We start from the raw sequence: 23443 nt of genomic DNA, 5'->3' as shown, positions 1-23443 counted from the left end.
GCGACCCTCCCTCACACCAGTGGCGGGTGTCACTCGGCCATTGGCCGCGATGATGCCCCGTCGCCGGCGGGGGCCGGCGCCTCCACCTCCGCCTTGAGGCCCAGACCCATGGCGCGGATGCCACCGGGATCCACCAGAAACCCATAGCGGCGCAAGGCTGGCAAGGCCTCCGGTGGGGCCGCCACCGAGATGCTGCAACCGCTGAGCTCACGGCGCAGGCGGGAGAGGGCGGCATGCACCAGCACGGTCAGCACCGCTTGCTGCTGTTCGTCGCCGGGGGTGGCTGCCAGGTCCCAGAGGTTGGCGTTCAGCGCCTGATCGCTGGTGGCGCGCACGAAGCCCACCAGCTCGCCGGCGGGGTTGCGCACGCTCAGCTGCCAGGCGCTGCGCAGGAGCACCTGCGCCAGCTTGGCCTCACTGCGCTGCGGTTCGCCGCAGGCCATCAGCAGCCGGTTCAGCTCACTGGGGTGGGGGGAGGGCTCACTCTCCAGGACGTACCCATCAGGGAGACGCGGCACGGCCGGTTGGTTGCGAAACGGGATCAAGCAGCGTTCAACCCGTGTTGCGCATGCCGGCGGCGATGCCATTGATCGTGAGCAGGGCGCCGCGCAGCAGCTCACTGCGGCTGTAGGTGCGCCCATCGGTGGCGGCATCGCTGGCCACTTCACTCATCGGCGGCTGGCGGTGCTGGTCGCGCAGGCGGCGCAGCAGGGCCACCTGCAGGAAGCCCAGCGGAATGATCGTGCGGTTGCGCAGATCCACCGAGAGCTGCAGGGCCGGATCACCATCCAGCAGGCGGGTGTGGCCGGAGATCTTCAGCACCAGATCCCGGGTGAGCGTGAACTCGGCGGCGATCACCTCGAAGATGCGCTCGAAGGCGTCGCGGTGGCTGGGCCGGCCCAGAGCCTGTACGTAGTGATGGGCCAGGTCGAGATCCACCTTCGAGAGGGTCATCTCCACCTTGGAGATCAGCATCCGGAAAAAGGGCCAGCGCTGGTAGAGCAGCTTCAGCAGCTCCAGCTGGTCGGGGTCGTGCTCCAGCTCCTCCTGCAGCGCCGCCCCCACACCGAACCAGCTCGGCAGCAGGAAGCGGCTCTGGGTCCAGCCGAACACCCACGGGATGGCCCGCAGGCTGGACAGATCCTTGGCGCCGCTCTTGCGGCGGGCCGGCCGGCTGGAGATCTGCAGCTTGCTGATCTCCTCGATCGGGGTGACCTGCTGGAAGAACTCCACGAGGTCGGGGTTTTCATGCACCAGCTTGCGGTAGTGCTGACGGGAGCGGGCACCGAGGCGGCCCATCAGCTCGTTCCAGGCGGGGGTGTCATCGAGGCTGCTGCTCACCAGGCTGTTCTGCAGCACGGCGGTGGTCATCGTCTCGAGGTTGTAGAGCGCCAGCTCGGGCAGGGAATACTTCGAGGCGAGCACCTCGCCCTGCTCGGTGATCTTGATGCGGCCATTCATCGTTCCGCTCGGCTGGGCCAGGATCGCCTGGTAGGCGGGCCCGCCGCCGCGTCCCACCGAGCCGCCGCGGCCATGGAAGATGCGCAGCGCCACCCCGTGCTGCAGCGCCAGCCGCTGCAGGCCTATCTGGGCCTTGTGGATCTCCCAGTTGCTGGAGAGAAAGCCGGAATCCTTGTTGCTGTCGGAGTAGCCGAGCATCACTTCCTGCAGGGCCCTGTCGGCTTCGCCATTGCTTGCGAGCAGCTGCAGGTAGAAGGGTTCGCTGAACAGCCGCTCCATCACGGCCGGGGCGTGCTGGAGGTCTTCGACCGTTTCGAACAGGGGCACCACCAGCAGCGAGGTGCGCACCGCCTTGGGATCGACCAGCCCGGCCTCCTTGGCGAGCAGCAGCACCTCCAGCAGATCGGAGGCCGTGTGCGACATCGAGATCACGTAGCTGCGGCAGATGCGCGTGCCGAACTCCCGCTGCAGCCGCTCAAGCATGCGGAACACCGCGAAGGTTTCGGCCGTGGCCGGGCTCCAGACGGCGGCGGCGGGCAGCAGCGGCCGCCGCGTCTGCAGCTCCTGCAGCAACCAGGCGACGCGCTCGTCCTCGGCCATCTCGCCGTAGGGCACCGGCAGCTGGAGGTAACGGCTCAGTTCGTCGAGGGCATCGCTGTGGCGGGTGCTCTCCTGGCGGATGTCGAGGGTGGCGAGGCTGAAGCCGAAGATGTGCACCTGGCTCAGCAGCTTGCGCAGCGGCTCACAGCTGAGCCCGGTGGTTTCGAGGCTGTCGCGCAGCAGCTCCAGATCGGTGCGCAATTCATCCACGGAGGCGTAGTGGAGGTCTTGCGGGGCGCTGGCGATCGGCCCGGTGCCGATGGTGAGAGCCGGCGGGAAGGAGCCGGCATCGCAGGGGGCCTCCCAGCCCGCCTCCGCCAACTGCTGGTTGCGGCGGTGGGTGAGGCGCAACCGCTCCAGGGTGTAGCTCAGCTTCAGCCGGTAGGGTTCCAGCCGGTAGCGGGCAGCCCGTTCGTCGTAGATCTCGGGGAAGCGCAGCCGATCCATCTCCAGGGATTCCAGCAGCGGAGCGCTCACCTGGCTCCACTGCATCGAGATGCTGAGTTGATCGCGCAGGTCCTGGACGGCGCTGATGTAGCGCTCGATCATCAGCTGCCGCTGATAGCAGGCAGTGCGCCAGGTGATGTCCGGCGTGACCGAGGGGTTGCCGTCGCGATCAGCTCCCACCCAGGAGCCGAAGGTGCAGAAGGCGTCGCGGGGGGGCTCCACATCCGGGTAGCTGCAGCCCAGGGCGCTGTGGATGCGCTGGCGCAGTAGCGGCATGGCGTCGAACAGCACCTGCTGGAAGTAATGCAGGGCGTAGTCGACTTCGTCGAGCACCGACGGCTTGAACTGGTGCAGCTCATCGGTGCGCCACCACAGCCGGATCTCCTCCTCCAGCTGCAGCCTGAGGCTGCGCTCGTCGTGCAGATCGCTGGGGCTGTTCACCTGTAGCCGGTGGATCAGGCTCGCCACCCGCCGCTGCTTGTGCCGCACGGTGTGGCGCACGATCTCGGTGGGGTGGGCAGTGAACACCAGGCGGATGTCCAGTTCGCGCAGCAGGTTTTCCAGCTGGGCAGGAGGCACGTTCAGCCCCCGCAGGCGGGTGAACAGCTCGCGGAAGGTGGCCGGATCGGTCTGGCTGGCGAGCGGCGGCGCGAACGGATCGGGGATGGGGTTGGTGGTGCCCTCCTGGAGGCTGGCCAGGTAGCTGTCTTCCTCGATGTGCTGCTCGAGGATGTTGACCAGTTGGAAGTAGAGAGAAAAGGCGCGGGCCGCGGCGATCGCCTCCGCCAGATCCATGTCCCTGATCAGCTGCACGATCGCTGCGCTGGTGGCGCTGGCCGTCAGGGCGTTGGCGGGATCGCTGAGATCTTTCATGCGCAGCAGCCGTTCCGCCTGCTCGGGCGGGCACTCGCTGCGCAGCACGGTTTTCCAGAGGTCTTCAACCAGCTCCAGCCGCTCACCGAGCAGACGGGTCACCCGCGGGGCAGGCTGCGCCAGGCCGGCCTCCATGACGCCGTCTTCGCGCATGGGTGCAGGGGCGGACAGGGACTGCCGCATGAGGACGGAGCCAGCAGAGGACGCTCCCATGATCATCCCAAAGGGTGCAGGGCTTCTGTGTTGAGCGGTGCCGGATCCCACGTGCGTTCCTGCTCTTCCATCCAGACCACCTCGCGGCTGAGGATCGCCTCGATCGATTCGCCCTGCCGGTGCAGCGCCAGCCAGCGGATCGCCTGGTTGCCGTCCCGCAGCACCGCCTCCAGCGGCAGCAGCCAGGGGGCGAGGCCGCTGCGTTCGGCCAGGGGCCACAGCGCATCGATCTCCCGCCGCAGCCAGGCGCGAGCCGTGATCGTTTCGCCGCTGCGCCAGTCGCGCAACTCACTGTCGAGGCTCAGGCGCGCGGCGGCCTGATCGTTGGCATCGGCCAGCTCCGCCAGGGCGTCGGGGCTGAGACGGCTGGCGAGCAGGGGGTCGTGGGCGTCGGGGTCGTCGAGCAGCTGCCACAGGCGCAGCTCGGCGAAGGCGGTGATCGCCAGCAGCAGCCGGGGATCGCTGATCAGATCACAGATCCGGATCTCCACCCGGTTAAGCCGGTGGGGACGGTCGTCGCCGTTGGGCCGCACGGAGGTCCAGAGGTGGCGGATGTTGCGCATCGTTCCCGCCGCCAGCTGCTCTTCCATCCAACGGATGTAGTGCCCGTGATCGAGAAACAGGGGTACCTGCTCGGGGGTGAGCGGAAACTGCAGCCATCGCTGCGAATGGGCGCCGGTGGCGACGCCATCGAGGAAGGGGCTGCTCGCACTCAGGGCCAGCAGCAGCGCCGCCTCGCAGCGCAGCAGCCGGCAGGCGGCGAACAGAGGTTCCATCGACGTGAGGCCCAGGTTGATGTGCACGCTCGCGGTCACCACCCGGGTGCCGTAGGCCGAGGCGATGAAGCCGTGGTACGGGTTGCTGGGGTCGGAGCGCTCGAAGCGCCGGCTGTCCCCCAGGCTCAAGGTGCTGCCCGGCAGCAGGGTGAGGCCGCGGTCCTGCAGCCAGTGCCGCAACCGTCGGCGGGGCTCCAGCAGCAGCGCCAGCTGGCGGGCGTAATCGGCGTCCGGTTCGGTGATGTATTCGAGATTGCGGTGATCCGGTTCGGTCACGAAGCCGCTGAGGGCCGCGGCGGCCTCAGCCGCCACCCCCACCACACGGCCGTCGGAGCGGCCGGTGAACAGTTCCACCTCGAACCCCTTGGTCAGCAGGGAGGCGCTCATGGCCGTTCCTCGCCGAGGCAGGCCAGCGCCTTGAGCAGGCCGCGCGCCTTGTTCAAGGTTTCCTCGTACTCACTGGCGGGCTGGGAATCCGCCACCAGGCCGGCTCCCGCCTGCACCTGCACCCGCCAGCCGCCGTCCGGGTGGGGCAGCACCACCATCGTGCGGATCGTGATCGCGGTGTTGAGCGCACCGCTCAGGTCCATGGCGCCGTAGACGCCGGAGTACGGGCCTCGGGCATCGGGTTCAAGGGCATGAATCAGCTGCATCGCCCTGATCTTCGGGGCGCCACTCACGGTGCCGGCGGGGAAGGAGGCCTTGAGCAGGTCCCAGATGTCCTTGCCAGCGGCGAGCACGCCCTCCACCTGGCTGACGATGTGCATCACGTGGGAATAGCGCTCAATCACCATCAGCTCCGTGACCTTGACGCTGCCGGGTGCGCAGACCCGGCCCAGGTCGTTGCGACCGAGATCCACGAGCATCACATGCTCGGCCCGTTCCTTGGGATCGGCCAGCAGGTCGCGCTCGAGCTGCTGGTCTTCGCTTTCATCGGCGCCGCGGGGGCGCGTGCCGGCGATCGGCCGCAGCGAGGCCTTCACCCCTGCCGCCATCGGCTCGGCCTTCACCATCACCTCGGGGCTCGAGCCGATCAGGTGCCAGCCGCCGAAGTTGAAGAAGGCCATGTAAGGGGAGGGGTTCACCATCCGCAGGCTTCTGTAGATGTCGAACGGATCGCGGTGCATGCGGGTTTCCAGCCGCTGGCTGAGCACCAGCTGGAACACATCGCCGGCGGCGATGTGTTCGCGGGAGGCCCGCACGGCGGACTCGAAATCCTCCCGGCTGCGGTTGCTGGTGGTGGGGAGCGTCCTGGTGGGCTCCGATTCCCAGCGCAGCGGAAGGACGCTGCTGGGCAGCGGAGCATGCATGCGGGCTTCCAGCGCCGAGATGCGCTCCACTGCCGCCGCGTAGGCCTGCTCGGGATCGCCCCCCTGGCTCAGGTCGGCGTAGGCCACAGCCGTGATCTGCCGCTTCACCTGGTCGAACACCAGCAGGCTGTCGGCCAGCATCCAGCAGCCATCGGGCGGGCCATGCGGATCGCAGGGATGCACCGGCACGCTGGGTTCGATCCAGCGAATCAGCTCGTAGCCCCAGAAGCCGAACAGCTGCCCCACCGGCGGCAGGCCGGGGATCGGGCTGGTATGGAGGCCGGCCAGGCCGTCGCGCAACAGCTCGAAGGGGTTGCCTTCCAGCGGCTCGCAGCGCCCATCACGCCAGAGGCGCTCGGCGCTGGCACCACGCACCGTGAGCGTCCAGAGGGGATCGGTGGCAACGAAGCTCCACCGCCCCACCCGCTCGCCGCCCTCAACCGACTCCAGCAGCACCCCATGGCTGCTTGTGGTGCCCACCTTCAACCAGGTGGTGAGAGGCGTTTCGAGGTCGGCTGGCCAGCGGTCCCACAGGGGGATGAAGGTGCGGCCTGAGCTGGCCTGAGCGAGAAAGGCGTCGCGATCGGGAAAGGGCATCGGGCCTACGGCCGGGCAAAAAAAACGGGGCCACCGGCCCCGCCTTTCTAAGTGTTGTTTGCGCGAGGGATCAGCGCAGGTCAGAGCTTCAGCTGTCGAAGGTGTTGCGGCCCGAGAACTTGATCGAGGAAGGGTCGGGGTTCTGGCCGATGCGGCGGGCGTTGTGGTTCACCATTGGGCGGCCTTCGTTGACCTTCTCGGGGAACACACCATCTTTCGGGTGCAGATACTCGGTGTCACCGCCGGGGAAGATACGGTAAACTTTGTAATCCTCAATTCTGGGTTTGAACTTGGTGCGCAGCTGAGTGCCGAGGGCGAGGCACTGTTCCTTGCGGGCGAAATACATGATGTTCTCCCCTTCGTTCATCTCGGCGGCACCACCGGTGGGCAGCTCGAAGGGCTGGGATTTGGAGCTGGTCCAGGTGATCGCGTACTTCTCCTCAGTTTCAGCCGAGTTGAGCAGACCGCCGGTGCTGCCGATGTACTTGGGAAGTTGACCGCTCAGCGCCGTTGCTGTCATGGCTGTGGGGGGAGGGGAGTCTGCAGGGGTCTGAGGGGTGCTCAGAAGCCGTCCGCCGACCATTTCGGCTGGAAGCTAGCACTGTCATTTCAGCCAGACCGTCTCTCGGCGCCTGGTCTTCACACCCGTCAACAAAGTCAGGCGGGTTCGCGTGGCGGAGGCGCGGTCGCCCCCTGGTTGGCGAGGGGAAAGAACACGGTCAGGCCGCTGCCGGAGCGTTCGGTCAACCGGCCCCCCAGGCTGCGGAAGAGGTCCTGAGTGGCCTGCCGGCTGAGCTGCAGGCTGCCGGTGAGCGGATCCCAGCGCAGCACCGGTCCGACGGTGGCGGTGGATCCCCGCCCCCCGGACTTGTCTCCGTCAGGCTCACGGCCGCCGCCGGCTTCATCGCAGCTCAGCTGCAATTTCAGCCGTGATCCCGCCGGTTGCAAGCGGATCCGCACGGTGGTGCCCCCCGGCAGGCTGCGGCTGAACCGGTCGATCAGGCCGCCCAGCATCGTTTCCAGGCGGCTCGGATCGCTGAGCACCGGCGGCATCGCCTCGGCCACCTCAAGCTGCAGCGTCAGGCCGCGCCGTTCCAGCTGCCGCTGCCAGAGCCCTGCCAGCTGGTGCAGCAGGGCCGCCAGATCGGTGCGGGCGAGCTGTTGCTGCTGCCGCGGCTGACGCTGCAGCTCGGCGGCATGGAAGATCAGACCGAAGCGATCGATCTGTTCGCTGCATTCGCTGTCGATCTGCTGCAGCCGCTGCTCCACCACGGCGGGCAGGTCGCGGCGCCGCAGCAGGGAGCGGATGAGGGTGCGGATCGTGGCCAGGGGCGTGCGCACCTCATGGGTGAGGGCTTCCAGCAGGGCCAGCTCGCTGGAGCGTTCGGCCTGGTGATCGTTGCCGGCTCCCGTAGCCACCAGCGGCTGAAGCGTGACACTCGGCGCCATGGCGGCCAGCTGTTCCCCCAGCCGCGGCCAGAAGCGCAAGGCCATGCCCTCGTCGCTGCGCAGCTGGCCCAGCCGCTGCAGAGCGCTGCGCAATTGCAGACCCGCCTGCGGAGCCGTGTCCTGAAGCCGCTGGTCCACCAGTTGCAGGGCGGCCGAGAGGGTGGCGGGATCGAAGCGCAGCACAAAGCGGCGGCGCGGGGGCTCACCCTCCAGGGCCATGGCCACCTGCAGGTCGGGGGTGATCAGCAACAACAGCGGATCGGTGCCGTCGTCGTCCCGCAAGATCAGGCGTTCGAAGGCGGCGGCCTTCCCTTCCGCCGCCGCCGGGACGGCGCCGCGCGGATCCGGAAGCAGTGCAACCGGCGGCTGCAGCAACGACCCCACCGCCGCCGGGGTCCAGACCCATCCCTGCAGCTGTTGCAGCAACGCTGGCTCGTAGAGAGCCGGCAGGGGCGAGGCCAGCCAAACGCCGCGAAGCGGCTGGAGCGCGGGCAGGAAGTCGTTCTGCAAGGTGGCCAGGGCCGCCCACCATTGCCGGCGCACGCCGTCCTCGTCGGCGCGCCCGGGCGGCACCCCTTCGGCCAGCCTCTGCCTGATCTGCGCCAGGCTCGGGGAGGTCACCAGTGGCTCTGCTGGTGGCGGCTGTGGCGGTTCACCGAGGCGCAAAGCCCCAGCGCCAGGAAGTTCACCAGCAGGGAGGAACGCCCGTAGCTCATCCAAGGAAGGGGGATGCCGGTGACCGGCCCCAGCCCGATGGTCATGTTGATGTTCACCACCACCTGGAACAGAACCATGGCGCCCACGCCGATCACCACCAACGACTCGAAATCGGTGCGGGCCTTGCCGGCGATCTGCAACAGGCGCCACATCAGCACACCGAAGCCGAGCAGCAGCAGCATCGCGCCCACGAAACCGAGCTCCTCGCCGAGGGCGCTGAAGATGAAATCCGTGTGCTGCTCGGGGATGAAACGCAGTTTGGTCAGCTGACCGTGCATCAGGCCGGTGCCCCAGAGCCCGCCGGAGCCGATGCCGATCTTGCTCTGAAGCAGGTGGTACCCCCCACCGAGGGGATCCTTGGATGGATCGAGAAACAGCACCAGCCGGTCGCGTTGGTAGGCCTTCAGCCCATGCATCCAGAGGTAAGGGGTGATGGCCGCAAACAGACCCTGCACCGCCAGGGTGATCGCCACGCCGATCCAGCGCCACGGCAAAGAGCGGTAGGCGATCAGGCCCATGAGCGGCACCCAGATCACGAGCGCCGGTGGGAGTGTGCCGGCCAGGATCGCTGCCACCAGCGGTGACAGCAGCAGCACCACCCAGCCCAGCGGCATGCCGGCCCAGAACATCATCACCAGCAGAACGGCGGCGAACACCAAAGAGGTGCCCAGGTTGGGTTCCAGGAACACCAGGGTCCAGGGAATCAGGAACACCCCGGTGGGCCTGATCAGATCCACCGGTCGCTCGATCGGGTAGCGCGACAGCACACCGGCGAGCAGCAGGATCGCGCCGAGCTTGGCGAACTCCGAAGGCTGCACGTGAAAGCCGCCGATGTTGATCCAGCGCTGCGCCCCGAGGGCGTAGGTGCCGATCAATCGCACGCTGATGAGGCTCACCACGGTGAAGCCGTAGATGGGCAGCAGCAACGCCCTGAGCCGCTCCAGCGGCACCCGAGACAGCAGGGCCGCCAGCACCAGGCCCACCCCTCCGGTGATCCAGTGCTGATACCAGTCGGCGAATTCGGCCTGGCGCTGGGTGCTGGCGATCAGGATGCCGGCCAGGAAGGTCATGGCCAGGGGGATGCCCCACAGCACCAGATCGATCTCGTGAAACGGCGATCGCCGTTGGGGCCGCCGCGCCGAGAACATGCTCTGCCGCCCTTTGGGCAAGCCCATCACGCTCAGGCCGGGGTCAGGCTCGGGCTGGAGAGGCTGTGCGCCAGGGCGCGGAAGGCCTGGCCCATGGCGGAATCCGGCCGGGCCACCACCACCGGCAACCCCTGATCACCGGCCTCCATCACGCTCATCTCCAGGGGAAGTTCCGCCAGCAGGGGCACCTCGGCTTCGGCGGCCAGGGCGGCGCCGCCACCGCTGCCGAAGATCGCGTAGCGGGTCTCCGGCCTGTCGGGAGGAATGAACACACTCATGTTCTCCACCACGCCCAGCACCTTCACCCCCATCTGCAGGAACATCGCCAGGCCGCGGCGCGCATCCTGCAGCGAAACCTTCTGGGGTGTGGTGACGATCACCACGCCGGCCATGGGCACGGCCTGGGCGAGGGTGAGCTGGGCGTCGCCGGTGCCGGGTGGCAGGTCGACCACCAGCACGTCGCGTTCGCCCCAGTTCACCTGATACAGAAACTGGCGGATGATGCCGTTGAGCATCGGTCCACGCCACACCACCGGCTGGTTCTCCTGGATCAGCAAGCCCATCGACACCAGGCCGATGCCGCAGGTGTCGATCGGTGTGAGCACCTGCTGGTCGCCGCTGCCGCTCACCTCAGGGGTGCGGTCGGCCACGCCCAGCATGGTGGGGGCATTGGGGCCGTAGATGTCGGCGTCCAGCAGGCCCACCTTCAGGCCGCTGGCGGCCAGGGCGCAGGCCAGGTTGACGGCCACCGTGCTCTTGCCGACACCGCCCTTGCCGCTGCTGACGGCGATCACCCGCTTCACCCCGGGGATGCCCTGGCGCTCGGGCAGCTGCCCCGGGGCCGCCGAGGCGCCATGGCCATGGCCGTGCCCCGCGCTGGAGGTGGGCTGGGCCAGCTCGATCTGGACGTCGTCGATGCCATCAAGTGCCAGCAGGGCTGCCCTCGCGGCGCTGGCGATCTGCTCGCGCTGGCTGGTGGCGTAGCCGGGAAGGGCGAGTCGGAACAGGGCGCGGTTGTCCTGGGTGCGCACCTGGCTGATCCAGGCCAGTTCCAGCAGGCTGCGGCCGGTGCCCGCGTCGCAGAGGGCCTGAAGGGCTTCGCGTGCCTGATCGGCGGTGGCCATCCGGCTGACTGGGCAAAGAGGGTGATCTTAGGCGCCGCTCCCATGACAGACCCTCTCGAAGGCTTGTCTGGCGGGGCGACAGGCTGGAATGGTGTTCAGGTATCGGGCGCCGTTTGCGGCGAAGGGATTGGTGGCGGAGCAGGGAGTGGCCAGGCAGGGCGGGCCGGAGCCGGTGGGAACCCAGTCCCCCGGCCCCGCGGGCACAGCGACGGCCCCCGGGCCAGAGGGCACGGCGACGCCACCCCCCGCGGATTCACGCCAGCGCGCCAGACAGTTGCTGATGGGCCTGCAGGACAGCATCTGCGCGGGACTGCAAGCCCTGGACGGCGAGGGAACTTTCAAGGAGGAAAGCTGGGAGCGCCCCGAAGGCGGGGGCGGTCGCTCGCGGGTGATGCGCGAGGGCCGTGTGTTCGAGCAGGGCGGTGTGAACTTCTCCGAGGTGGAGGGTGACAACCTTCCCCCGTCAATCCTCAACCAGCGCCCCGAGGCCAAGGGGCAGCACTGGTTCGCCACCGGCACCTCAATGGTGCTCCACCCCCGCAACCCCTACGTTCCCACCGTCCACCTCAACTACCGCTATTTCGAGGCCGGCCCTGTGTGGTGGTTCGGCGGCGGCGCCGACCTCACCCCCTACTACCCGTTCCTGGAGGACGCGCGCCATTTCCACGGCACGCTCAAGGCTGCCTGCGACAGCGTCGACCCGGCCTATTACACGGTTTTCAAACCGTGGTGCGACGAATACTTCCACCTGAAGCACCGAGGCGAGACCCGCGGCATCGGCGGCATCTTCTACGACTACCAGGATCCGGGCGGCATCCTCTACAAGGGGCAGGATCCAGCCGGCCCTGCCGCTGCCGTCAGCAAGGCCCTGGGGCCCTGCAGCCACGGCTGGGAGCAGCTGTTCCGCCTGGCCGGAGCCTGCGGCAATGCCTTCCTGCCCAGCTTCATCCCGATCGTGGAGAAGCGCAATGGCCTTCCCTACGGCGAGCGAGAGCGGCAGTTCCAGCTCTACCGGCGCGGGCGCTACGTGGAGTTCAACCTGGTGTTCGACCGCGGCACGATCTTCGGCCTGCAAACCAACGGCCGCACCGAGTCGATCCTGATGTCGCTGCCGCCGCTGGTGCGCTGGGAATACGGGTATGTGCCGGAGCCCGGCAGCCGCGAAGCGCTGCTCACCGAGCTGTTCACCCGCCCGCAGGAGTGGCTCAGCGATCCATCGCTGGAGGAACGCTGCCGACCCCGACAGGCCGTGGACTGAGCGGAGCCGTCCCGGGCCCGCCAGGACTGGGCGTGAGACCCGTCTCGATGGCCTGCACCACCCGGGCGGCGATGGCCTCCAGAGTGGCCTGGCGCCGGTAGGGGTCGCGCAGCGCGGCTTCCAGGGGCCCTTCCAGCTTGCCGATCTCAAGGATGGCGATGCCGCGCCGGGGCGCCCCCAGCCCCTGGCGGAAGCGGGCCGGAAACCCGCCGAAGGCACCGGCCAGTGCTTCGTCGAGGCGGCTGAGCGGCTGCTGCAACGGGGGGATCAGGCCGGAGCCGAATCCATCGGGGCCGTAGGCATCGAAGTGGATCTCGACCGCATAGCCGCCGCGGCGCACGTGCTCGCGGCCCACACTCCAGTTGGTGCGGGGATCGTCGCCGTTGACGATCGTGCGGAGCGGGGGGTCGTAGAAGCCGATCGCCAGACCACGCTGCTGGCCGAGCCGTGCCACCTCCTGGGCCACCGCCAGGTTCCAGAAGAGCTCGTCGCGGATCTCCGCCTGCATCGGGGCCGCCCCGAACAGGGCCACGGCCTCACCCGGTGTGCCGGCGCCGGCGATGCCCTGGGAGTCGGCGTGGCCCGCCAGCACCAGGACCGGCGTGCCGGGGGGGAGCGTGCGGGTGCCCACCCAGTCTTTGCTGAGCCGGGTGCGGGGACCGGTGAGAGGATCAGGGCCGGCCAGGGCCGCCGGCACCGGCAGCGTGGTGGTGATCACCAGCGCCAGCAGGCCGAACCGGGGCAGCAGCGATCCGGGCCAGCGCGTCGGGGCGAGGCAGTGCATGGGGATCAGATCGGGGAGCTGAGCAGGGCACCGTCGCTGGCCAGCTGCAGGCGGGGGCCCATCTCCAGTTCCAGGGCGATCAGTTCATCGCGGTGGGCCCGCAGCTGCAGGCTGCTGCCGGAGGCCTCATCGCCGCTGATCAGACGCAACTCGACCTGCTCCTGCCGGTTGGCCCGCCGCCGGTAGACCACCCCCGCCAGTGGGCCTGCCGCCACCAGCAGCAGCGGCCAGCCGCCCAGCACCGGCAACAGCTGACGCAGCACCAGGCCGAGGCAGGCCCCCCCCACCGCCGCCAGCAGGGACAGCAGCAGCGCCAGATTGGTGCTGGCGGCCACGGTGCCCTGGAAGCGAAGCACCCGCCGCTCGGCATCGCCGCTGTCGGTGCGCCAGCCGCGCTGCAGCAACCATTGGCTCAGGCCCTCCAGCACCTCCACCGGCGGGCGGGGCGAGTGCACCTCCACCACCGTGGTGCGGTCCTTGCTGGCGGCCCGCAGGAAGAACACCAGCCCGATCGCCAGCAGAACGGTGAGCAGCAGGGTGGAGCCCAGGGCAGGGGGCATGGGGAGCGGGCCGTGTGTGGCGGCCATTCTCTCCCAGTCCCCCGGCGGGCGACGATGACGACCGTCGCTTCGCCTTCGATGGGTTCCTCCGCCTCCGCACCCGCCCGCTTCGCCGTCTTCGATGGCGACCTCGACGAGGAATGGCTGGGGCTGTATGCCGCTGCGCTCGCCCTGGCGGTGGATACCGAAGCCATGGGGCTGGTGCACGGTCGTGACCGCCTCTGTCTGGTACAGATCGCCGACGACGAGGACAACGTCTGCTGCATCCGCATCGCCCGCGGCCAGAAGGCGGCGCCGCGTCTGCAGCAGCTGATGGAAAGCCCCACGATCGAGAAGGTGTTCCATTTCGCCCGCTTCGATGTGGCGGCCCTGGGGGAAGGGCTCGGCATCGCTGTGGCGCCGCTGTTCTGCACCAAGGTGGCCAGCCGCCTGGCCCGCACCTACAGCTCCCGCCATGGCCTCAAGGAGGTGGTGCAGGAGCTCGTGGGTGTGGAGCTCGACAAGCAGGCCCAGAGCAGCGACTGGGGACGGGTGGAGGAGCTCGATGAGGCCCAGCTGGCCTATGCGGCCAACGATGCCCGCTACCTGCTGCCCGCCTACCGCCGCCTGAGCGCGATCCTGGAACGCGAAGAGCGCCTCGAGCTGGCGCAGCGTTGCTTTGCCTGCATCCCGGTGTTCGCCGACCTCGACCGCAGCCGCTTCGGCTCCGTGTTCGAGCATTCGGCCCAGGGTCGCTGAGGGTTCGCACGCCCAGGGCCGATGAAGGGCTGCCCGCACAAAGCCGTTGAGGCGCCCCACGACCAAGGTCGCTGAAGCCCTATCCGCCCAGCGCCGGTGACGTTCAGTCCTCGTCGAGGAAATTAGATTCCGAAGGCTTGGCCACCAGCAGCTCATCCAGCAGCCGGCCCTGGCTGAGGGCATCGGCGCGCGCCGCCTCGATCAGCCGCTCGGCGATCACCACTCTGCCGGCGGCATCACGCACCTCCTCCCGTGCCGCCTGCAGATCCACCCGCCGCCGGGCGGAGGAGATGCTGATGCCCAGCAGGGTGGCCAGGTTGCCGGTGGCCACCGCATAGGCCCGATTGGGCGGAACTGGCATCAGGGGGGTGCGTAGGGAGTTGACCCCATCCTCGCCTCAGCCCCGGCCCCCTGCCAGCAGCTGGCGTTCGAGCAGGGCCGCCAGTCGCTCGCTGCCGCCGGCGCTGCCCATGCGGCGCCGGCCGATCTGGCCCAGCCGGCGGATGCCGACTGGATCCTGCAGCAGCTCCCTCAGGCGACGGGTCAATGCGCCAGGGCTGGCGCACACCTGCACCGCTCCCCCCAGCAGCCGGCTCTGCCGGCGCGCGAAGGCCCGCTTGAACTGCGGGCCAGGACCCGGCAAAGACAGGGCTGGCAGGCCGAGCCCCACGAGTTGTTCGGTGGCCGTGCCCGCCGTGGCCAGGCCCAGCTCTCCCCACCCCGCCCAGCGCGGAAAGCAACCCCGGCCCAGCAACAGCACCATCGCGCCCCGCCGCCAGGCCTGATCGGCGCCGCTGCCGCCGGGCACGGCTACAGGCTGGAAGCCATGCGCCCGCAGCGCTGGCCCGAGCTGCTCCGGCGCCGGGGTGGCACCGATCGGGCAGAACACCAGCGTGTCGTGCTCTGCAGCCAGCCCCTGAAGGGCAGAAAGAAGCCGCTCGAAGTTGCGGATCGCTTCCGGCAGACGACTGCCGCACAGCAGCACCAGCCGCCGGCTGGAGGCCAGAGCCGCCGGCAGGGCCGTGGGTGCCAGCCCATCCATCATCGGGTTGCCCGGAGCCAGGGCCGGCACCCCATGGCGGCGCAGCCCCCGGGCGGTGAGCCCATCGCGGACCGCCACCAGCCGGCAGCGCCGCGAGCCCATCAGCGCCCACTCCCAGGGATCCCACTCGCTGCCTTTGCAGCGGTGATAGCCATCGGCCAGGCCGTTGTGGCCCGGGCCGCTGCGCCAGGTGTAGTCGCTCTTGGGGGTGCCGATGAAGGCGAACGGTGCCCCGCTGCTCCAGGCCAGGGCCAGGGGGAGCAGGTCTCCCACAGCGAGCAGGGGCTGGTGGGTGCGCCCCCAGCGGCGCACCGTCTGCAGGTGGCCCCAGCTGAGCTGGGGCAGGCCGGCGACGAGGTCCTGAACCAGCCCCGACAGACTCTGGTTGCTGAAGCCGCCGCTGGGCAGCCGTTGGCGGGGGCCGATGCGCTGCAGGGCGCCGGCGGCTTCGGCCGCGGCAAAGCACTGCCCTTCTCCCACCAGGGGCAGAACGCACACGTCCAGGCCCGGCTGCCGCTGCTGCAGGGCCTCGATCACCTTGAGCGCGATCAGATCCTCCCCATGCCCGTTGCTCAGGACCAGCAGACGGGAGGGCATGCCGTGGCTGATACGATCCGGTCCAGGGAGTTTGCTCCCCCATGCGGCGGCATGGCCAAGTGGTAAGGCAGAGGATTGCAAATCCTTTACCCCCAGTTCGAATCTGGGTGCCGCCTCTTTAATTCAGTCAACCGTTAGCTCCTCGCCCCGCCATGAGGCGTGGGGGCCCGGGGCTTCGGCAGAGTGCAGGTCACTGGCGCGGTAGCAGCGTCGTCAGAAGCTGGCCTGCGCTTGCCAGCGCTCTCCGCTGAAGGATGTGCCTTCGCAGCTCAGTTGCAGTTGCTCGACCTTGCAGCGGCCCCGCACCGGCCAGGCCTTCGGCAAGCTGGTCGCCAGCCCACGGCCGTCGAAGCCGCTTTCGCTGATGCTGCCGATCTCCGTTTCGATCGGCCCCTGCAGGCGGCAACGGCCCTGACGGCATTGCAGCGGCTGGCTGCCCGGCGTCAACACCCCCGCAAACGTGAGCTGGTGGCTCACTGCCTCCGCTTCCGGCAGGAAGAAGCGGATGCTGAGCGACCCACGGGCGCGTTGTTCCAGCTGGATCGACGTGCAGGCCACTGCCGGCGCCTCCGCCAGGTTGGCGCGGCAGGTATCGGGTGCTTTGCGCAGCCGGCCGAAATCGTCGCCCGGCTCAGCGGCTCGGACGACCGAAGGGAAGGAACCGCCCAGCGGGGCGGCGGCGAGTAACGCCAAGGAGAGACGGGCCGCCCATCGGCCCGCCACGTTCAAAGAAGTTTGCACGGCTCAGGGGCGGGATTATCCCCATTGTCTGTGCTGATCCGGGGGAGCGGCCGGAGCAGAAGCGCCGGCCAACGCGTGGATCAGTAGCCGGAATCGGCCACGCAGGACCCCTGGCAGGCGATCCCGTTGCTGGCGGTGCGCCCGCAGTGCTGGCACAGCACCGGTTCGGCAGGGGTGGAATCAGCCACGGCCACGGGAGGCTCGGGGCTGGGCTCGGGCAACCGGCCGCCTGGCTGCATGACGCACTACAGCAACGAACCACGATCATGGCCACCAGGCCGTGGAGAACGTGGAGCCATGCAGGAGCGGAGTTCCTCCCTCGAGCCTGCTGCACCGGCAGCGGCGGTCCCAGCCATCGGCGTGGGCACCTGGGCCTGGGGCAACCAGTTTCTGTGGGGCTACCAGCCCGAGCGGCACGACGCCGAGCTGGAGGCCACGTTTCAGCGGGCGGTGGCCCAGGGCTTCCGGTTCTTCGACACCGCCGACTCCTACGGCACCGGCCGGTTCACGGGCCGCAGCGAAACCCTGCTCGGCCGCTTCGCTGCGGCCCTGCCACCCGGCGAGCGGCAGGCGTTGTGCCTGGCCACCAAACTGGCCCCCTTCCCCTGGCGGCTGGGCCGCGGCGGTTTCGGGCGTGCCTTCGATGCATCAAGCGAGCGCCTGCGAGGCAAGCTCGACCGGGTGCAACTGCACTGGAGCACCGCCCGCTACGCGCCCTGGCAGGAGGGGCCCCTGCTCGACGGACTGGCGGATCGGGTGTTGGCCGGCGCTGCCACCAGCCTGGGGGTGTCGAACATGGGCCCGCAGCGCCTGCGCCGCGTGCACCGGCACCTGGCCGAGCGGGGGGTGCGGCTGGCGAGCCTGCAGGTGCAGATCTCGCTGCTGGCACCTGAGGCCCTGGCGCCGGGGGGCGTGGCGGACTGTTGCCGCGAGCTCGGCGTCGAGCTGATCGCCTACAGCCCGCTCGCCCTGGGGCTGCTCAGCGATCGCCACCGGGCTGGCGAGAGCTGGCCGGTAGGCCCGAGGGGTGTGTTGTACCGCCGCTTATGGCCACGGATCACCCCGTTGCTCGAGGCGATGCGGGCGGTGGCCCATGCCCGTGGGGCCCAGGTGGCGGAAGTGGCGCTGAACTGGTGCCGCGCCCACGGAGCCATGCCGATCCCCGGCCTGCGCACGCCGGCACAGGTGGATGGAGCAGCGTCAGCGCTGGTCTGGCAGCTCAGCGCTGCTGAACGCCACGAGCTTGATGGGCTGGCACTGGCCCTGCCGGTGCGCATGCCGGCCAATCCCTTTCAGAGCGCCTGAACCCAAGCGCTCCAGAACGGCGGGCGATGGATGAACAGGCGCCCTGGGGGCTTACGCCGGGGAGGCATCGGGTGTGAGCACCACCGGCATGGCGGCAGGCCGGGTGACGCGCACCAGCACCGGGGCGGAGCGTTCCTCCGATTCGTCCTCGTCGGCGATGTCGTCCGCTTCAGCCAGAGCGGAGCCGTCGTCGCCGCCGCAGGCGGCCATCGCCTCCTGCAGGAGGGAATCGAAGGTTGAACCTGGCAGCCGATGGCGAGCCATCTCCAGGAAGGTACGGGCCAGGGATTCGCCCACGGCGGCGCGCAGGGCGGGGTTGTTGCGGCGCTGTTCGAGCTCTTCGGTAAGGGCCTGAATGAAGCGCTCGGTCACATCCCGTTTGGTGCCGGCCCGGATCACGGTTTCCTGCTCCAGCGGGCTGAGCGAGGCCTGCAGTTCAAGTTCCTTGAGGCGGTTGTTGAGACTCTCGAGGATGTCGCGGGCTTCCTTGAGCACGTGGCCCAGCTGGCCATCCGAGAGGCGCGGCAGATCCGCCACATACACCTTGCCGTAGTCCCTCAGGGTGAGAAAGGTGGGGCGGATCGGGGGTCGGGAGAAGCTTTCGCCGTGGCGACGAGGCGGCACGGGAGCCAGAGGAGGAGCGGAGCTGCGGCGACGGGTGATGCGACCGGGGTTGGGAATCATGGACAAAGGGAGTTATCGACGAAGACGTGGCTCCTGCTGGCTCCAGAAGGCCTGGGGAGCATGTGAAGCGAATCGTGTCACCTGCTCGACGACCGATCGCGGATAAGCCGAATCCAATTTGTCATTTCTGGCAGGCGGTGTCAGTACGGCAACCCCCCAAGTGGACGGTTGCTTGCAGAGCCCTCTGCCACTACTCCCAATGGCCAGGCCGCCTGGCCGATGGCGGCGCACACGGCAAGCGCATCAGGCAGGGCCGCTGGCGGTACCACCAGCACGAATCCCACCCCCAGGTTGAAGGTGTTCCAGAGGTCTTCTTCCGGGATGCTGCCCTGTTCCTGCAGCCAGCAGAACAGCGCAGGCCGCTCCCAGCTGGCGGGATCGATCACTGCGTGCAGGTGTGCCGGCAGGGCGCGTGGCAGGTTTTCCGGCAGTCCGCCGCCGGTGATGTGGGCCATTGCCCGGAGCGGTACCCCAGCAGTCAGCAGGGCCTTCACTGCGGCGGGATACAGCTGGGTGGGCGTCAGCAGGGCCTCGATCACCGACGCGCCGCTGCCGGGCAGCCGCGTTTCACTGCTGGCCCCTGCCGCCTCCAATACCCGTCGCACCAGGCTGAAACCGTTGCTGTGGACGCCACTGCTGCCCAGGGCGATGAGGCGATCACCGGCGCTGACCTGCCGCCCATCGATGAGTGCGTCCTCTTCCACGACCGCCACGCAGAACCCCGCCAGGTCGTAGCGACCGCTGGGGTAGAAGCCGGGCATCTCGGCGGTTTCCCCACCCAGCAGGGCACAGCCGCTCTGACGGCAACCGTCGGCGATGCCTTCCACCACGGCCGCCATGGCCTCAGGACTCAGCTTGCCGGTGGCGATGTAGTCGAGAAAGAACAGTGGCTCGGCGCCGCTGGTGACCACGTCGTTCACGCACATGGCCACCAGGTCGATGCCCACGTCGTGGTGACGGCCATGGGCCTGCGCCAGTTCCAGCTTGGTGCCCACGCCATCGGTGCCGGAGACGAGAAGCGGCTTCTTCAGCCCGGCCGGCAGCCGGCACAGCCCTCCAAAGCCGCCGAGGTTCCCCACCACCTCAGGCCGGCGGGTCGAATCCACGCTGCTGCGGATGCGCTCAACGAAGGCGCGACCGGCGACCACATCCACCCCTGCACTGCGGTAGTCCATGGCTCAGGTCCTTCAGGGCGGGCGATCTCCGCTCCGATCCTCCGATGCAGCGGGACAGATTGCGCTGAATGCAGTGCCGCTCGCGACCGGCGGGCGCCATTTCCGGTAGACGCTGGGTCGATTGGCACAGGAAACCATCAGTGGCGCTGATCGGGGTGATCGGGTTCGCTGATCATTGCCTGGGCGGTGGTGGTCAGGAAGTGCAGACAGTGACAGGGATGTCGGCTTTGATGATTGTTCCTGATCATTTTCTTCGGCGTATTCCTGGCCGAACTGCACTGAAAAGACAGCCTAACTTTGCCGGGCCGTTACTTCTGCCCAGGAATTCCCTTCGTCTGCTCGATGCTCCAGGTCGTTACCTGGCGCGGAGAGCCAAAGAAATTTCCCAATTCTCATTGGCGATTTCTTTCACCCAGGGGCGTTCCGAGCGTTATGCAACCTTCCTTTTCCCTTGGCGCCATCGCCTTTCTGCTCTCCGGCAGCAGCCTCGCCGTACCGGCTCTGGCTGATTCGACCCTTTCCCACAAGTCCCCCCTGCTGGCTTCGGCCCAGGTGAGCCAGCCCACGGTCCAGCTCGAAACCAGCACTGACGTGGCCATCCGGGAAGTGCAGAGCGAAGTCGCTCCCGAACCCGAAGTGCGCCCGGTTGTTCCCGCCCCTGTCGCCCCAGCTCCCCGCGCCCCGCGCGTCGTCAACGTGAGCAGCGGCAAAGCCAGCTGGTACGGCCCCGGCTTCTTCGGCAATCGCACCGCCAACGGCGAGGTGTTCCGCCCCGGCACCATGACGGCCGCCCACCGCACCCTCCCCTTCGGCACCAAGGTGCGGGTCACCAACCTCAACAACGGCCGCACGGCCGTGGTGCGCATCAATGACCGAGGCCCCTTCACCGGCGGCCGCGTCATTGACCTCGCCCATGGAGCCGCCCAGCACCTGGGCCTCGTGGCCAGCGGCCTCGCCCCGGTCCGCCTGGAAGTCCTGCGGTAGGTCTTCCTCTTCAACACCCCTTCTGAGGGGTGCACAGGCCCCATCCGAGAATCCCTCGGTTGGGGCCTTTCGCTTGTGGAGCCGGTGCGCCTGCTGAGAACTCGCCGGGACCTGCAGCATTGGTGCGGCACCCCCTCCACCCGGAACGTGCCCCTCCACTTCGTGCCCACCATGGGGGCGCTTCACCCCGGCCATCTCAGCCTGATCGAGCGGGCCGGCCGGCCGGTGCCCGCGCCGGATGGCCGCCGCCACCAGCCACGCGTGCTGGTGAGCCTGTTCGTCAACCCGCTCCAGTTCGGCCCGGGCGAGGACTTCCAGTCGTACCCCCGCACATTGGAGGCCGATCGTGCTCTGGCTGAGGCGGCCGGAGCAATGGCGTTGTTCGTGCCCACGGCCGAAGAGCTCTTCCCCGGTGGTGACGCAGGCCTCACCCGCGTGTGCCCGCCGCCGGCCTTGCTTGCCGGCCTCTGCGCCCGGCACCGCCCGGGCCACTTCGAAGGGGTGGCCACGGTGGTCTGCCGTTTGCTGGGTCTCATCCGCCCTGAGCAGCTCTGGCTCGGCGAAAAAGACTGGCAACAGCTGGTGGTGCTGCGTCGGGTGGTGGCCGATCTCGGGCTGCCGCTGCAGATCCGCGGCTGTCCCACCTGGCGTGAAGCCGATGGCGTGGCCGGCAGCTCCCGCAACCGTTATCTCACCTCTTCCCAACGCCTGCAGGCTGCAGCCCTGCCCCGGGCGCTGGAAGCCGGCCGGGCCCTGGTGGCCGCAGGCGAACGCAGCGCCGCCGTGGTGCAGCAGGCGGTGTGCCAAGGTCTCGAGGCTGCCGCCCTTGCGGTGGAGTACGCCGAGCTGGTGGTCCCCCAGACCCTGGCGCCGGTGACCCAGCTCCGCGCCATGGCTCTGCTCGCCGTGGCCGTCCGTTGCGGGCCCAGCCGCCTGATCGATCACACCGTTCTGATGACCCGTCTCCCGATCGTCGCCATCGACGGCCCCGCTGGCGCCGGCAAGAGCACAGTGACCCGCGCCTTCGCCCGGCGGCTGGGGCTGATCTATCTCGACACCGGCGCCATGTACCGCGCCGTCACCTGGTGGGTGCAGCGCCAGGGGGCCGATCCTGCCGATGCCGCGGCTGTGGCTCCCCTGCTCGAGGCCCTGGAGCTTCGCCTCGACAACGGCCCCGGCGGCGAACCGTGCGTCACCATCAACGGCACCGATATCACCACGGCGATCCGCAGTCCGGACGTCACCGCTCAGGTGTCCGTGGTGGCGGCCCATGCCTGTGTGCGTGAGGCGCTCACTCGTCAGCAGCAGGGCATGGGGGAGCGCGGCGGCCTGGTGGCCGAAGGCCGCGACATCGGCACAGCTGTATTCCCGGACGCCGAGCTGAAGGTGTTCCTCACGGCCACCGTGGCGGAGCGGGCGCGTCGCCGGGCGCTCGATCTGGCGGAGCGGGGCTTCGCTGTACCAGCAGGCGCGGAGCTGGTGGCGCAGATCGCCGAACGCGATCGGCTCGATTCGACCCGGGCTGTTGCGCCCCTGCTCCAGGCCGAGGATGCGGTGGAGGTGATCACCGATGGTATGGCGATCGAAGCGGTGATCGAACGGCTCACCGAACTGTTTCGCGAGCGGGTGCCGGAAGAGGCCTGGCCGGATCCGGCCTAAGCCGCGCCGGCTCCGTTTCCAGCTCCACCGCCAGGGTCGTGTCCACCGCCGGCGGCGCCTCCACTGGCAGAGCCACCCTCGCCGCCACTGGCTTCGAGGTGTGCCAACAGTCCGGCGCAGGCGTCATCCAGAAGGTCGAGCACCTGCTCGAATCCCTGACTGCCGCCGTAATAGGGATCGGGCACGTGGCTGGCGCTGTGGCGGCGGCAGTAGGTGGTGAGTGGGGTGACCGTGGCTCTGTGGTTCCCGTCGCCGGCCAGGGCACGCACGGCGGCCAGGTTGTCCTCATCCATCGTGAGGATGTGGTCGAAGCGGTCGAGATCGCTCCGCTCGAGCTGGCGGGCCCGGCTGGTGAGCAGGATGCCGCGCCGCTCGGCAGCGGCGCGCATGCGCGCATCGGCGGGATGGCCCACATGCCAACCGCCCGTGCCGGCGGAATCCACAGCAAAGGCGTGCGAGAGCCCGGCCTGCTCCAGTTGGCTGAGGAACACCCCTTCCGCCGCCGGGGAGCGGCAGATGTTGCCGAGGCAGACAAACAGGACACGGGTCGGAGCCATCGCCATCAGCCAGACAGATTGTCGAGCGCCAGCCTGGCGCGCAGACGCACCACCAAGGTGTCTTCCGAAGCCGGCGCGGCCAGTCCCTCCAGCTGCGCCAGCCCGCGCACGTGCTGTTCAGCCGCAAGAGGATGGGGCAGCAGTTGCTCCAGGCTCACCACGACGGCATAGCGCACCACCCATTCCGGATCGGCCGCTCCAGCCAGCAGCCCCGTGAGACAGCGCTGCCAGATGGCGCTGCGCTCCTCCTGAGGCAGGCTCTCCAACCGCAGCTGGCCGAGCCCGCGGGCCGCCGCACGCCGCACGCTCGGCCCGATGTCTTCGGCAAGGGCCTCCTCCAGCACCGCCAGGCCGCGGGGATCACCGATGCCGGAGAGGGCGCGCACGGCCCAGGCCCTGGCGCCGTAGTTGTAGCCGTCGATGTTGGTCAGCAGGGGCTCCACGGCAGCGGTGCCGAGGGCGACCAATCCCTCCACCGCCGCCACCGCTGCCCCGGGATTGTTGAAGCCCAGCACCTCCACCAGATGGACAGCAGCCTCTGGATGGCAGGCCGTCGCCAGGGCGCGGGTGGCCTGCAGCAGCCCGACGGGGCTGTCGGCCTCCTTGAGGTTGCGAATCAGAACGCTCGGATCAGCAGATGACAT

Annotated in this window: 22 protein-coding genes, 1 tRNA gene and 1 pseudogene; 6 read left to right on the top strand and 18 right to left on the bottom strand. The window is 69.0% G+C overall.

Annotated elements, in window-relative coordinates:
• Positions 1–29: 29 nt before the first annotated feature.
• From KBY86_RS04250 to KBY86_RS04215, 8 genes are all read right to left on the bottom strand, one after another.
• Complete coding sequence (locus tag KBY86_RS04250) at positions 30–587, bottom strand: N-acetyltransferase (protein ID WP_255140346.1); 558 nt, start codon at positions 585–587, stop codon at positions 30–32.
• Entirely contained in the window at positions 553–3600 is a 3048-nt protein-coding gene (gene ppc, locus KBY86_RS04245) for a phosphoenolpyruvate carboxylase (RefSeq protein ID WP_369803084.1), read from the bottom strand. The genes KBY86_RS04250 and ppc overlap by 35 nt, the downstream gene beginning before the upstream one ends.
• Positions 3597–4757: a glutamate--cysteine ligase gene (gshA, locus tag KBY86_RS04240; protein WP_255140344.1), complete on the bottom strand. Its 1161-nt coding sequence runs from the start codon at positions 4755–4757 to the stop codon at positions 3597–3599. Before gshA ends, ppc begins: the two co-directional genes overlap by 4 nt.
• Positions 4754–6277, bottom strand: coding sequence for an anthranilate synthase component I family protein (locus tag KBY86_RS04235; protein ID WP_255140343.1), 1524 nt, complete (start codon positions 6275–6277; stop codon positions 4754–4756). Before KBY86_RS04235 ends, gshA begins: the two co-directional genes overlap by 4 nt.
• A gap of 88 nt (positions 6278–6365) precedes the next feature.
• A complete protein-coding gene (locus KBY86_RS04230; RefSeq protein WP_094514174.1) occupies positions 6366–6797 on the bottom strand; it encodes a photosystem I reaction center subunit II PsaD in 432 nt (143 codons plus the stop codon).
• Positions 6798–6934: 137 nt separating this feature from the next.
• Positions 6935–8347 carry a sensor histidine kinase gene (locus tag KBY86_RS04225; RefSeq protein ID WP_369803082.1) on the bottom strand — a complete coding sequence of 471 codons (1413 nt, stop codon included), beginning with the start codon at positions 8345–8347 and terminating at the stop codon, positions 6935–6937.
• Entirely contained in the window at positions 8344–9618 is a 1275-nt protein-coding gene (rodA, locus tag KBY86_RS04220; protein WP_399221095.1) for a rod shape-determining protein RodA, read from the bottom strand. Before rodA ends, KBY86_RS04225 begins: the two co-directional genes overlap by 4 nt.
• A 5-nt stretch (positions 9619–9623) precedes the next feature.
• Entirely contained in the window at positions 9624–10715 is a 1092-nt protein-coding gene (locus tag KBY86_RS04215; RefSeq protein ID WP_255140342.1) for an Mrp/NBP35 family ATP-binding protein, read from the bottom strand.
• Positions 10716–10803: 88 nt separating this feature from the next.
• Here KBY86_RS04215 and hemF point away from each other — a divergent pair, with 88 nt between their 5' ends.
• Positions 10804–11973 carry an oxygen-dependent coproporphyrinogen oxidase gene (hemF, locus tag KBY86_RS04210; protein WP_255140341.1) on the top strand — a complete coding sequence of 390 codons (1170 nt, stop codon included), beginning with the start codon at positions 10804–10806 and terminating at the stop codon, positions 11971–11973.
• Here the strand turns inward: hemF and KBY86_RS04205 are convergent.
• Positions 11921–12757, bottom strand: a complete 837-nt coding sequence (locus tag KBY86_RS04205) for a dehydrogenase (protein WP_255140339.1) — start codon at positions 12755–12757, stop codon at positions 11921–11923. The genes hemF and KBY86_RS04205 overlap by 53 nt on opposite strands.
• 5 nt (positions 12758–12762) lie before the next feature.
• Positions 12763–13317 carry a cofactor assembly of complex C subunit B gene (locus KBY86_RS04200; protein ID WP_094514160.1) on the bottom strand — a complete coding sequence of 185 codons (555 nt, stop codon included), beginning with the start codon at positions 13315–13317 and terminating at the stop codon, positions 12763–12765.
• A gap of 78 nt (positions 13318–13395) precedes the next feature.
• On the opposite strand from KBY86_RS04200, the gene KBY86_RS04195 reads away from it, so the two are divergent.
• Positions 13396–14055: a ribonuclease D gene (locus KBY86_RS04195; protein ID WP_255140338.1), complete on the top strand. Its 660-nt coding sequence runs from the start codon at positions 13396–13398 to the stop codon at positions 14053–14055.
• Between the two features lie 103 nt (positions 14056–14158).
• On the opposite strand, the gene KBY86_RS04190 is transcribed toward KBY86_RS04195, so the two are convergent.
• A complete protein-coding gene (locus KBY86_RS04190; protein WP_255101377.1) occupies positions 14159–14416 on the bottom strand; it encodes a hypothetical protein in 258 nt (85 codons plus the stop codon).
• 36 nt (positions 14417–14452) lie between these two features.
• On the bottom strand, positions 14453–15694 hold the full coding sequence (locus KBY86_RS04185) for a lipid-A-disaccharide synthase-related protein (protein WP_094514149.1): 1242 nt from the start codon (positions 15692–15694) through the stop codon (positions 14453–14455).
• A gap of 45 nt (positions 15695–15739) precedes the next feature.
• Between KBY86_RS04185 and KBY86_RS04180 the strand changes: the two genes are divergently transcribed.
• Positions 15740–15810: transfer RNA gene (locus KBY86_RS04180), tRNA-Cys, on the top strand.
• Between the two features lie 97 nt (positions 15811–15907).
• On the opposite strand, the gene KBY86_RS04175 is transcribed toward KBY86_RS04180, so the two are convergent.
• Positions 15908–16387, bottom strand: a complete 480-nt coding sequence (locus tag KBY86_RS04175; RefSeq protein ID WP_255101379.1) for a hypothetical protein — start codon at positions 16385–16387, stop codon at positions 15908–15910.
• 128 nt (positions 16388–16515) lie between these two features.
• On the bottom strand, positions 16516–16656 hold the full coding sequence (locus KBY86_RS04170) for a hypothetical protein (RefSeq protein ID WP_255101380.1): 141 nt from the start codon (positions 16654–16656) through the stop codon (positions 16516–16518).
• 76 nt (positions 16657–16732) lie between these two features.
• On the opposite strand from KBY86_RS04170, the gene KBY86_RS04165 reads away from it, so the two are divergent.
• Positions 16733–17740: an aldo/keto reductase gene (locus tag KBY86_RS04165; RefSeq protein ID WP_255140337.1), complete on the top strand. Its 1008-nt coding sequence runs from the start codon at positions 16733–16735 to the stop codon at positions 17738–17740.
• Between the two features lie 51 nt (positions 17741–17791).
• On the opposite strand, the gene KBY86_RS04160 is transcribed toward KBY86_RS04165, so the two are convergent.
• Together KBY86_RS04160 and purM are read right to left on the bottom strand one after the other, a co-directional pair.
• On the bottom strand, positions 17792–18424 hold the full coding sequence (locus KBY86_RS04160; RefSeq protein ID WP_094514137.1) for a hypothetical protein: 633 nt from the start codon (positions 18422–18424) through the stop codon (positions 17792–17794).
• A gap of 140 nt (positions 18425–18564) precedes the next feature.
• The gene (purM, locus tag KBY86_RS04155) at positions 18565–19599 is read right to left on the bottom strand and encodes a phosphoribosylformylglycinamidine cyclo-ligase (protein WP_255101382.1); all 1035 of its coding nucleotides are present in this window, start codon (positions 19597–19599) and stop codon (positions 18565–18567) included.
• Between the two features lie 432 nt (positions 19600–20031).
• On the opposite strand from purM, the gene KBY86_RS04150 reads away from it, so the two are divergent.
• Complete coding sequence (locus tag KBY86_RS04150; RefSeq protein ID WP_094514131.1) at positions 20032–20583, top strand: septal ring lytic transglycosylase RlpA family protein; 552 nt, start codon at positions 20032–20034, stop codon at positions 20581–20583.
• Positions 20584–20667: 84 nt separating this feature from the next.
• Positions 20668–22242 carry a bifunctional pantoate--beta-alanine ligase/(d)CMP kinase gene (locus KBY86_RS04145; RefSeq protein WP_255140336.1) on the top strand — a complete coding sequence of 525 codons (1575 nt, stop codon included), beginning with the start codon at positions 20668–20670 and terminating at the stop codon, positions 22240–22242.
• A gap of 95 nt (positions 22243–22337) precedes the next feature.
• On the opposite strand, the pseudogene KBY86_RS04140 reads toward KBY86_RS04145, so the two are convergent.
• Both KBY86_RS04140 and KBY86_RS04135 read right to left on the bottom strand, forming a co-directional pair.
• Positions 22338–22799, bottom strand: a pseudogene (locus KBY86_RS04140) (low molecular weight protein-tyrosine-phosphatase); the annotation flags it as partial.
• Positions 22800–22804: 5 nt separating this feature from the next.
• Positions 22805–23443, bottom strand: coding sequence for a HEAT repeat domain-containing protein (locus tag KBY86_RS04135; protein ID WP_255140335.1), 639 nt, complete (start codon positions 23441–23443; stop codon positions 22805–22807).

Origin of the sequence: Synechococcus sp. Lug-A (assembly GCF_024345655.1) — a bacterium.
Classification (GTDB): Bacteria; Cyanobacteriota; Cyanobacteriia; order PCC-6307; family Cyanobiaceae; genus MW101C3.
The sequence above is the reverse complement of the archived record's forward strand: the minus strand, read 5'-3'. Positions and strand labels throughout refer to the sequence as shown.